Genomic DNA, 9,564 nt, shown 5'->3' on the forward strand with positions numbered 1-9,564 from the left:
AAAGCCCGCTTCGGCGGGCTTTTTTATTGGATGGTGCGCACCGCGATGCGCGCGTGCCCGTTCAGTTCACCATCACCAGTTTTCCCTTGACGCCGCGCGAACCCATGTGCGCATAGGCGGCCTTCAATTCGGCCATCGGCATCGTGCTGTCGATCACGGGCTTGATTTTTCCTTGGCCGTACCACTGGGCCAATTCGGCCATCATCTGCGCATTGGCCTTGGGTTCACGCTTCGCAAAATCGCCCCAGAACACGCCCACCAGCGATGCGCCTTTGAGCAGCGTCAGATTCAAAGGGAGTGACGGGATCGGGCCTGACGCAAAACCAACCACCAAATAGCGACCGCGCCAGCCAATCGAGCGGAATGCAGGTTCCGCGAAATCGCCGCCCACGGGGTCGTAAATCACATCCGGACCTTTGCCATCGGTTGCAGCCTTGATGGCATCGCGGAAACCATTGGGCAGCGTGTGTGTCGAGTAATTGATCGTCGCGTCGGCGCCGATGGAACGGCAAAGCTCGCACTTCTCGTCGGTCGATGCGGCTGCAATCACCTTGGCGCCCGCTGCCTTGGCGATCTGGATGGCCGCCGTACCCACGCCGCCGGCCGCGCCGAGCACAAGCACGGTTTCGCCGGCCTTGAGTTGGGCGCGATCCATCAGCGCATGCCACGAGGTGGCGTAGATCATGATGAAAGCGGCGGCATCGACATGGCCGAAGCCTTCGGGCAGCGGCATGCACAGCGCAGCAGGTGCCAGCGTGTGGGTGCCGAAGCCGCCGGTGCCCGAGAGGCAGGCCACGTTCTGTCCGACCTTGAGATGCGTGACGCCTTCGCCCACCGCTTGAATCACGCCCGCATATTCCGATCCGGGAACGAAGGGCAGCGGCGGCTTGATCTGGTATTTGTTCTGCACGATCAGCAGGTCGGGGAAATTCAGGCTGGCCGCCTTGATTTCGATCAGCACTTGGCCCGGGCCCGGCGTGGGGGTGGGCAGTTCCTTCCAGGTCAGCGCGTCGACGCCGGTGGGGTTTTCGCAAAGCCATGCGTGCATGCTCGGGGTCTCCTTCGAATGAGTCGGGTGGGCAATGAATTCGGGGGCGATGATAGGCGTCGCAGCGGGGCGCTGTTGTCCCTGCTGCGACGCACCCCGCGCCTACAATCCGCTGCACCCAGAAGCACCATGAAGATACTTATTTCCAATGACGATGGCTTTCAGGCGCCGGGCATCGTCGCGCTGCACGACGCGCTCAAGGACATCGCCGACGTCGAGGTGGTGGCACCCGAGCACAACAACAGCGCCAAGTCGAATGCACTGACCCTGGCCGCACCGTTGTATGTGCACAAGGCGCACAACGGTTTCCGCTACGTGACCGGTACGCCGGCCGATTGCGTGCATATCGCGCTCAAGGGCCTGCTCGACTACCGCCCCGACCTGGTGGTCTCCGGCATCAACAACGGCGCCAACATGGGCGACGACACCATCTATTCAGGCACCGTGGGCGCGGCGATGGAGGCCTATCTGTTTGGCATCCCGGCCATTGCGTTCTCGCAAATTGAAAAGGGCTGGGCCCACGTGGACGCTGCGGCCCAGGTGGCGCGCCGGCTCGTGCAGCAGATCGAGCGCGAACAGATGCTCGGCGGCCCTGCCTTCCTGCTCAACGTGAACGTGCCGAACCGTCCGTTCGACGAGCTGAAACCCATCAAGGTGTGCCGGCTTGGCCGTCGTCATGCGGCCGAAAAGGTGATCACGCAGGACAGCCCGCGTGGAGAAACCATGTACTGGATCGCCGGGGCAGGCAGCGCCAAGGACAGCGGGGAGGGCACCGACTTCCACGCGACCGCCGCCGGCCATATCGCGCTGACGCCCCTGCAGATCGACCTGACCGACCACGCCAACCTGGGCCAATGGCGCGAGACGGTGGCCCGTCTCGGCAATTGACGACATGGCGACCCCTCCACGGCCCAGCTTCCCGGTTCGACTGACCCCCACTGCCTCGGCCGCCACGCGCGGGCGCATGCCCGCCGTGCCGGTCAAGCCGATGGTGCCGTCCACGCCCTCGATGGCCTCCGATGCCGTTCGGGCGCGCATGGTGCAAAAGCTCGCGGCCCAGGGCATTGCCGATGCGCGCGTGCTGCGCGCCATGGGCGCCGTCGAGCGGCATCGCTTCGTCGACAGCGCGCTGGTCAATCAGGCGTACGAAGACACCAGCCTGCCGATCGGGTTGGGGCAGACCATTTCCAAGCCCAATGTGGTGGCCCGCATGATCGAGTTGCTGCTGGGCGCGCCGGCGCTGGTCGGCAAGCCGCAAGGCCGTCTCGGCCGCGTGCTCGAGATCGGGACCGGCTGCGGCTACCAGGCCGCGGTGCTGAACGAAGTGGCCAGCGAGGTCTACAGCATCGAGCGCTTGCGTGGACTGCACGAGCGTGCGCGCACCAACCTGCGGCACTTCCGCCTGGCCACGGTGCACCTGATGCTGGGCGACGGCATGATCGGCTACGCCAAGGGCGCGCCGTACGCGGGCATCATTGCCGCGGCAGGTGGCGAGGCCGTTCCGGAAGCCTGGATCGACCAGCTCGCGGTGGGTGGGCGCATCGTCGCGCCGACCCATTCCGCCACCGGTGGACAAGCACTTGTCGTGATCGACAAGACCCTCGGGGGACTCGAGCGGCGCATTCTTGAGGCGGTTCACTTTGTCCCCCTAAAATCGGGCATCGCTTGAAGGAATAACAAATGCAGGGTTTTGGCAATCGGAGTTTGTTCGCAGGCATCACGCTGGCTGTTGTGCTCGTGATCGCGGGCTGCTCCGCACCGCGCGGTCCCGCACCGGTCGAAGACCGGGGCACCATGACGCGCGCACCCGGGGCGACGACGCCCGGCGGTCCCCCCATCACGACCGACGCGTCCGGCAAACCGCTCCTCGGCATCGAGAACTATGGCAAGCCTGGCTATTACTCCGTGCGCCCGGGTGACTCCATTCGGCGCATCGGCAGCGAAACCGGCCAGCGCTGGCAGGACATCGTGCGCTGGAACAACCTCGACAACCCCGACCTGATCGAAGTCGGCCAGGTGTTGCGTGTGATCCCCCCGACCGGCGCGAGCACGGTGGTAGCCACGGCACCGTCCACCTCTGCCCCTTCTTCCACCGAGGCGACCACCAAGCCGGTGACCCCGCAGGCTTCCGTCACGCCGACCGTGCCGGCCAGTGGTGCAAGCGGCACCACCAAGCCGCCTGTCACGGCCTCTCCTTCGGGGCCGAGCAGTTCGGGCGATGACGATCTGGGCTGGATCTGGCCTGCCAGCGGCTCGCTGATCGCTGGCTTCGACGAAGCCAAGAACAAGGGCTACGACATCAGCGGCAAGGCCGGCGACCCCGTGCTGGCTGCGGCCGACGGCCGTGTGGTCTACGCGGGTGCTGGCCTGCGCGGCTACGGCAACCTGATCATCCTGAAGCACAACAATACCTACCTCACGGCGTATGCGCACAACCAGACGCTGCTCGTGAAGGAAGACCAGTCGGTTCAGAAGGGCCAGAAGATCGCCGAGATGGGCAACAGCGACGCTGATCGCGTGAAGCTGCATTTCGAGATCCGCCGCCAGGGCAAGCCCGTCGACCCGTCGCGCTACCTGCCGAATCGGTGATGCCATGGCTGCTTCCCGCCCTCGTCGCACACTGCCCGTGCGCGGGTTGGCGGGGCAGGGCAGCCCTTCATCTCGAAGCAACGGTGGCCGCAACGGCCACCAGGATGGCGACGACGAGTCGCTGAACGCAGACTTCCTTTCCGACGATCCCGCTGGCGGACCGTCGATCCCTTCCGAGCCGTCGGCTTCGCCCGGCAATACGTCCGCCGAGGTCATGGGCGGGGAGGGCGCGGATGCCCTGACCATCTACCTGCGCCAGGTCCGGCGCACCGAGTTGTTCACCCCCGCCGAGGAATACGCCACCGCCTGTGCAGCGCGCGCCGGCGACTTTGCAGCTCGGCAATCGATGATCGAGCACAACCTGCGGCTCGTGGTCAACATCGCCAAGAACTACCTGGGGCGTGGCATGCCGCTGTCCGACCTCATCGAGGAAGGCAACCTCGGGCTGATGCATGCCATCACCAAGTTCGAGCCCGAGCGAGGGTTTCGCTTCTCTACCTACGCAACCTGGTGGATCCGTCAGTCGGTCGAGCGTGCGGTCATCACGCAGGCGCGGGCGATACGACTGCCGGTGCACGTCGTGCGGGAGCTGCAGCAGGTTCTCAGGGCGCGCCGCACGCTCGAAGGCGATGCGCAGTTCCTGGCGAGCAGGCCGGAAGGCGTGCGCGTCGAGGACGTGGCCGCGCTGCTCGGTCGCGAGGTGCAGGCAGTGGCCGACCTGCTGGCGTTGGCCGAGGCGCCGCGCTCGCTCGACGCCGGTGACGCGCGCGGCGAAGACGGCTTCACGCTGGCCGACACGGTGGCCTCCGACGACGAACAGGGCAACCCGGCAGGCGTGACGCACACGCACGAGGTGGAGCGCCTGCTCGACGAATGGGTGCATGCCCTCAACGCGCGGGAGCGCGAGGTGCTTGAAGGCCGCTACGGCCTGCATGACCGGGAGCCCGAAACCCTCGAGGTGCTGAGCGTGCGGCTGGGCCTGACGCGCGAGCGCGTGCGGCAGATCCAGAACGAGGCGCTGGCCAAGATGCGCAAGCAGCTGGCGCGCTCCGGCGTCGGCCGCGACGCGCTGTTCTAGCCGGCTGAAGGAAAGAAGGTACCCCGTGCCGGCCGGACCACCCCGGCCACGCTGAGACAATCGGGGGATGACGGAATCCATCGAAGAAAAGAAAGTCCCCGCGAGCCCTGCCGATGAATGGCTCCAGGTCGAGTCGCTCGACCTGGACGCGCAAGGCGTTTCACACAAGTCCGACGGCATGGTTGTGTTCATCGAAGGCGCGTTGCCCTTCGAGGAAGTGCAGTTCAACGTCCATCGCCGCAAGAACAACTGGGAACAGGGCACGGTCACGCAGATCCGCCGTGAGTCCTCGCAGCGCGTGCGTCCCGGCTGCCCGCACTTCGGGCTGCACACGGGCGCCTGCGGCGGCTGCAAGATGCAGCACCTTGACGCCGCCGCCCAGGTGGCGGTGAAGCAGCGCGCGCTGGAAGACAACCTCTGGCACCTCGGCAAGGTCAAGCCCGAGAACCTGCTGCGCCCGCTCGAAGGCCCGGCCTGGCACTACCGCTATCGGGCGCGCCTGTCGGTGCGCCACGTGGTCAAGAAGGGCACGGTGCTGATCGGCTTCCACGAGCGCAAGAGCCGCTACCTGGCCGACATGCAGGTCTGCCCTGTGTTGCCCAAGCAGGTCAGCGCCATGCTGATGCCGCTGCGTGCGCTGATCGGCTCCATGGACGCGCGCGACACCTGCCCGCAGATCGAACTTGCCTGCGGCGACGCGCCGGATTCGACCGCGCTGGGCACCATCGCCCTGGTGTTGCGCCACCTGGAGCCGTTGTCGAGCGCCGACATCGGGCGGCTCAAGGCGTTCGCGGCCGAGAATGAAGGCGTCCAGTGGTGGTTGCAGTCCAAGGGCCCGGAGACGGTGAAGCTGCTGGAAGAAGGCGGTACGCCGCTGGCCTATCGCCTGCCCGAGTTCGGCGTGACGATGCCGTTCAAGCCCACTGATTTCACCCAGGTCAATCCGCACATCAACCGTGCGCTGGTCGGCAAGGCGCTGCGCCTGCTCGACGTGCAGCCCGAGGAGCGCGTGATCGACTGGTTCTGCGGCCTGGGCAACTTCACGCTGCCGTTGGCGAGCCAGGCGCGCGAGGTGCTGGGCATCGAGGGCAGCGACACGCTGGTGAAGCGCGCGACGGACAACTTCAAGAAGAACCAGCCGGCGACGTCCGCGCGACGTGCGCTGTCGGAGACCCAGTTCGTGGCCCGCAACCTGTTCGACATGACGCCCGAGATGCTGGTGGCCGACGGCAGCGCCGACAAGTGGCTGGTCGACCCGCCGCGCGAAGGCGCCTTTGCCCTGGCCAAAGCGATGGCCGACTTGCACCAGCAACCCGAGCTGCGCACCGGCGGCTGGACGCCGCCGAAGCGTATCGTCTACGTGAGCTGCAACCCGTCGACGCTGGCGCGCGATGCCGGTTTGCTGGTGCACCAGGCGGGCTACCGCTGCACTTTCGCGGGCGTGGTGAACATGTTCCCGCATACCGCGCACGTCGAGTCGATCGCGGTCTTCGAGCTGGAATGAAAAAAGGCCCCGCGGGGCCTTTTTTCTTGGGGTGACAACGGAGCGCCGGTCAGTCGCGCTCGCCGCCGAAGATGCCCAGCAGGGCCAGCAGGCTCTGGAACACGTTGAACATGTCCAGGTACAGGGCCAGCGTGGCGCTGATGTAGTTGGTCTCACCGCCGTCCATGATCTGCTTCAGGTCGTAGAGCATGTAGGCCGAGAAGATGCCGATGGCGGCCACCGAGATCACCAGCATGCCGGTGCTCGAGCCCACGAAGACGTTGACGATGGCGCCGAGCATCAGAACCAGCGCGCCGACGAACAGGAACTTGCCCATGCCCGACAGGTCGCGCTTGATGACCGTGGCCAGCGAGGCCATCACGAAGAACACGCCGGCGGTGCCGCCGAAGGCCGTCATGATCAGCTCGGGGCCGTTCTTGAAGCCCAGCACCATGGCGAGCAGGCGCGACAGCATCAGGCCCATGAAGAAGGTGAAGCCCAGCAGCACGGGCACGCCGGCGGCCGAGTTCTTGGTCTTCTCGATGGCGAACATGAAGCCGAAGGCGCCGCCGAGGAAGACGATCAGGCCGAGCCCGCCGGTGAGCGAGCGGGTGATGCCGGTGCTCACGCCGATCCAGGCGCCCAGCACGGTGGGCAGCAGGCTCAGCGCCAGCAGCCAGTAGGTGTTGCGCAGCACGCGCTGGCGCTCGGCCTGCGGCAGTGTCTGGCCGTAGCCGGTGGAAGTGTCGAGGGTGGTCACACGGTCGTTCATGGCCGAAGCTCCTGAGGTTGCTGCATGCAATGACACGCAGTTGGGCGCATTCTAGGGGGCTGCAAGAGGGGGTCTTGCAAAGACCGTATGCCCGATGTTCTTAAGTCCCGGCGGGACGCTGTGACGCCCGGCCGTTATGCTGTCGGGTTTCGACGCAACCTGAGCCTATCCATGAAGACCAAATCATTCCTCGAACTCGCCGACGTCAAGGCCATCGCCGCTGCAGCAGAAGCCGAGGCCCTGAAGAACAACTGGGCCGTGACCATCGCCATCTCCGACGACGCCGGCAACCTGCTCTGGCTGCAGCGTCTGGACGGTGCAGCCGCGCTGTCCTCGCACATCGCACCTGCCAAGGCCCACACCGCTGCCATGGGCCGGCGCGACAGCAAGGTCTACGAAGACATCATCAATGGTGGCCGCACCGCGTTCCTGACGGCTCCGCTGGTGGAAGGCATGCTCGAAGGTGGCGTGCCGATCGTGAAGGATGGCCATGTCATCGGCGCCGTGGGTGTGAGCGGCGTGAAGTCGAACGAAGACGCGCAGATCGCCAAGGCAGGCATCGCCGCGCTCGGCCTGTAAGCCTTTTTCTTCCGCTCAAAGCAAAACACCGACCAGATGGTCGGCGTTTTCTTTTTCGGGGCTTCAGCGTGAAAAAAAAGCTTGGCTAGTCGGCGAACCGTTGGCTAGCAAAAAACGACCCTTCGGAGATGAATCTCCTCGAGTCGCCCCACGATGAAACTTGCGCGAGGGGCGGGCTGATCGACCTACTTGGTCAGGATCAGCTTGCCGAGTTTGGTGGCTTGAAGCCGGTAGAGCGAGCCGTTGTGCATGATGCCCACGGTCTTGCTTCCTTTCAGAAGCTCCGTGCTTTCGACCATCGGCGCCGGACGCGCCACCTGGATCGATGCATGACCGCCACCCGATTGGTCGAGCGAAGGGTGGTTCAGGACAGAAAAGGCATTCGGGGTGGCTGGCATCTGGAGTTCCTTTATGGAAGCGATGAGTGAATGATAATGATTCTCAATATAAAGTCAATCGTCGCGATCAACTTTTTTTCGATCAGTCATTCATTCGCTCAGATCACTTCGTGTCGGGCTCGGTGATGAAGCCGATCTTGCGCACGCCAGCCTCACGGGCCTCGGCCATGGCCTTGGCCACGCGCTCGTAGCGCACGGCCTTGTCGCCGCGGATGTGCAGTTCGGGCTGCGGTTCCTTGGCGGCTTCGGCGGCCAGGCGGCCGGGCAGCTCACTGTCGTCGATCTTCTGTTCGTTCCAGTAGTAGGCGCCGTCGGCCGTGACGCTGAACAGGATGTTCTGCGGCTTGGGCTGCTCGGGCTCGCTGCTGGCGCGGGGCAGGTCGATGTTGACCGCGTGCTTCATGACCGGCACGGTGATGATGAAGATGATCAGAAGCACCAGCATGACGTCGACCAGCGGCGTCATGTTGATCTCGTTCATCACCTCATCGGGTTCGTCTTGCGTTCCGAAAGCCATGATGCTGCTCAGCCCTTCTTGAGCGGAACCACGATCGACTCATTGCCGCTTTGCACGCGGGCGCCGGTCACGAAGTAGGCGTGCAGGTCGTGGGCGAAGCTGTTGAGCTTGGTCAGCACGAACTTGTTGCCGCGCACCAGGGCGTTATAGCCCAGCACGGCGGGAATGGCGACCGCCAGGCCCAGGGCCGTCATGATCAGGGCTTCACCGATGGGGCCGGCCACCTTGTCGATGGTCGCCTGGCCGGCCGAGCCGATGCTCATGAGCGCGTGGTAGATGCCCCAGACTGTGCCGAACAGGCCGATGAACGGCGCCGTCGAGCCCACCGAGGCCAGGATGGCGAGGCCGGTCTGCAGGCGCGCCGTGAAGGCGTCGATGCCGTTGCGCAGGGCGCGTGTGATCCAGTCGCTCACGTCGAGTGCGTCGTGCAGGTGCGCCTTGGTGTTGCGATGGTGGGCGGCGGCTTCGCGGCCTTCGAGCGCCAGGGCGCGGAAGGGGTTGCTGTCGTCGGTGCCCAGCTTGTTCAGGGCGGTCGCGAAGTCTTCGCTGTGCCAGAAGTCCTGTGAATGCTTGGCGAGGCGCTTATATCTGATGACGTCGAGCGCCTTCACGATGATCACGATCCACGATGCGAGGGACATGCCGATCAACAGAACCGCGACAGCCTTGGTGACGAAGTCGCCCTGATTCCAGACGTTCATCAAGCCAAAATGGGAATCCATACGAAGTTGCTCCAGAGAAAAATTAGTTCAGGACGTAGTTGACGGGGGCGTCGTAAGACATGGCCTGCACCACGCCGTTGACCTTGCCGGGCACGAACCGGCATTTCATGATGTATTCCACGGCGGCTTCGTCGAGGCGATCGAAGCCGCTGGATTTCTTGACTTCGGCGCTCTTGGGCAGGCCGTCGGCGCCCACGAGCACGCGAACAATCACCTTGCCCTGCTCGCCGAGCCGCTTGCTCATGGCAGGGTAGACCGCCTTCGGGTTCTGCAGGTAATCGGCATTGCTCGACGGCAGCTGCACGGCGGGCGGCGCAGGAGGCGCCGGCGGCGGTGCGGGAGGAGCCGGGGGCGCGGGCGGTGCCGGCGGAGCAGGAG

The 9,564-nt window shown here is 65.1% G+C and carries 12 protein-coding genes; 6 read left to right on the forward strand and 6 right to left on the reverse strand.

Annotated features, from left to right (window positions below):
- Window positions 1-61: 61 nt before the first annotated feature.
- On the reverse strand, window positions 62-1,048 hold the full coding sequence (locus D3H34_RS19065; RefSeq protein ID WP_119555809.1) for an NADPH:quinone oxidoreductase family protein: 987 nt from the start codon (window positions 1,046-1,048) through the stop codon (window positions 62-64).
- Between the two features lie 129 nt (window positions 1,049-1,177).
- On the opposite strand from D3H34_RS19065, the gene surE reads away from it, so the two are divergent.
- The 5 genes from surE (at window position 1,178) to rlmD (ending at window position 6,219) form a co-directional block, all read left to right on the forward strand.
- On the forward strand, window positions 1,178-1,936 hold the full coding sequence (gene surE / locus D3H34_RS19070) for a 5'/3'-nucleotidase SurE (protein ID WP_119555810.1): 759 nt from the start codon (window positions 1,178-1,180) through the stop codon (window positions 1,934-1,936).
- 4 nt (window positions 1,937-1,940) lie between these two features.
- Window positions 1,941-2,717 carry a protein-L-isoaspartate(D-aspartate) O-methyltransferase gene (locus D3H34_RS19075; RefSeq protein WP_119555811.1) on the forward strand — a complete coding sequence of 259 codons (777 nt, stop codon included), beginning with the start codon at window positions 1,941-1,943 and terminating at the stop codon, window positions 2,715-2,717.
- Between the two features lie 11 nt (window positions 2,718-2,728).
- Complete coding sequence (locus D3H34_RS19080) at window positions 2,729-3,637, forward strand: peptidoglycan DD-metalloendopeptidase family protein (RefSeq protein ID WP_119555812.1); 909 nt, start codon at window positions 2,729-2,731, stop codon at window positions 3,635-3,637.
- A gap of 4 nt (window positions 3,638-3,641) precedes the next feature.
- Window positions 3,642-4,715: a sigma-70 family RNA polymerase sigma factor gene (locus D3H34_RS19085; RefSeq protein ID WP_119555813.1), complete on the forward strand. Its 1,074-nt coding sequence runs from the start codon at window positions 3,642-3,644 to the stop codon at window positions 4,713-4,715.
- 67 nt (window positions 4,716-4,782) lie between these two features.
- Window positions 4,783-6,219 carry a 23S rRNA (uracil(1939)-C(5))-methyltransferase RlmD gene (gene rlmD, locus D3H34_RS19090; protein ID WP_119555814.1) on the forward strand — a complete coding sequence of 479 codons (1,437 nt, stop codon included), beginning with the start codon at window positions 4,783-4,785 and terminating at the stop codon, window positions 6,217-6,219.
- A gap of 49 nt (window positions 6,220-6,268) precedes the next feature.
- Here rlmD and D3H34_RS19095 read toward each other — a convergent pair whose 3' ends face one another.
- Window positions 6,269-6,970 (reverse strand): Bax inhibitor-1/YccA family protein, encoded by a 702-nt coding sequence (locus D3H34_RS19095; RefSeq protein ID WP_119555815.1) that lies wholly within the window; start codon window positions 6,968-6,970, stop codon window positions 6,269-6,271.
- A 171-nt stretch (window positions 6,971-7,141) separates the two neighbouring features.
- On the opposite strand from D3H34_RS19095, the gene D3H34_RS19100 reads away from it, so the two are divergent.
- Window positions 7,142-7,549 carry a GlcG/HbpS family heme-binding protein gene (locus D3H34_RS19100; protein WP_119555816.1) on the forward strand — a complete coding sequence of 136 codons (408 nt, stop codon included), beginning with the start codon at window positions 7,142-7,144 and terminating at the stop codon, window positions 7,547-7,549.
- Window positions 7,550-7,734: 185 nt separating this feature from the next.
- On the opposite strand, the gene hemP is transcribed toward D3H34_RS19100, so the two are convergent.
- The 4 genes from hemP to D3H34_RS19120 form a co-directional block, all read right to left on the reverse strand.
- Complete coding sequence (gene hemP / locus D3H34_RS19105; RefSeq protein WP_099796208.1) at window positions 7,735-7,947, reverse strand: hemin uptake protein HemP; 213 nt, start codon at window positions 7,945-7,947, stop codon at window positions 7,735-7,737.
- A 103-nt stretch (window positions 7,948-8,050) separates the two neighbouring features.
- Window positions 8,051-8,464 (reverse strand): ExbD/TolR family protein, encoded by a 414-nt coding sequence (locus D3H34_RS19110; RefSeq protein ID WP_119555817.1) that lies wholly within the window; start codon window positions 8,462-8,464, stop codon window positions 8,051-8,053.
- 8 nt (window positions 8,465-8,472) lie between these two features.
- A complete protein-coding gene (locus tag D3H34_RS19115) occupies window positions 8,473-9,186 on the reverse strand; it encodes a MotA/TolQ/ExbB proton channel family protein (protein WP_119555818.1) in 714 nt (237 codons plus the stop codon).
- Between the two features lie 22 nt (window positions 9,187-9,208).
- Window positions 9,209-9,564 (reverse strand): energy transducer TonB (locus D3H34_RS19120; protein WP_286185924.1); only part of this gene is annotated, 356 nt, incomplete at its 5' end.

The organism is Acidovorax cavernicola, assembly GCF_003581445.1.

Excerpts from the sequence above, each read along its gene's own strand:
- D3H34_RS19095 (WP_119555815.1), bottom strand. The coding sequence starts at position 6,970 with ATGAACGACCGTGTGACCACCCTCGACACTTCCACCGGCTACGGCCAG.
- D3H34_RS19085 (WP_119555813.1), top strand. The coding sequence starts at position 3,642 with ATGGCTGCTTCCCGCCCTCGTCGCACACTGCCCGTGCGCGGGTTGGCG.
- D3H34_RS19080 (WP_119555812.1), top strand. The coding sequence starts at position 2,729 with ATGCAGGGTTTTGGCAATCGGAGTTTGTTCGCAGGCATCACGCTGGCT.
- D3H34_RS19110 (WP_119555817.1), bottom strand. The coding sequence starts at position 8,464 with ATGGCTTTCGGAACGCAAGACGAACCCGATGAGGTGATGAACGAGATC.
- surE (WP_119555810.1), top strand. The coding sequence starts at position 1,178 with ATGAAGATACTTATTTCCAATGACGATGGCTTTCAGGCGCCGGGCATC.
- hemP (WP_099796208.1), bottom strand. The coding sequence starts at position 7,947 with ATGCCAGCCACCCCGAATGCCTTTTCTGTCCTGAACCACCCTTCGCTC.
- D3H34_RS19065 (WP_119555809.1), bottom strand. The coding sequence starts at position 1,048 with ATGCACGCATGGCTTTGCGAAAACCCCACCGGCGTCGACGCGCTGACC.
- D3H34_RS19115 (WP_119555818.1), bottom strand. The coding sequence starts at position 9,186 with ATGGATTCCCATTTTGGCTTGATGAACGTCTGGAATCAGGGCGACTTC.
- D3H34_RS19075 (WP_119555811.1), top strand. The coding sequence starts at position 1,941 with ATGGCGACCCCTCCACGGCCCAGCTTCCCGGTTCGACTGACCCCCACT.
- D3H34_RS19100 (WP_119555816.1), top strand. The coding sequence starts at position 7,142 with ATGAAGACCAAATCATTCCTCGAACTCGCCGACGTCAAGGCCATCGCC.
- rlmD (WP_119555814.1), top strand. The coding sequence starts at position 4,783 with ATGACGGAATCCATCGAAGAAAAGAAAGTCCCCGCGAGCCCTGCCGAT.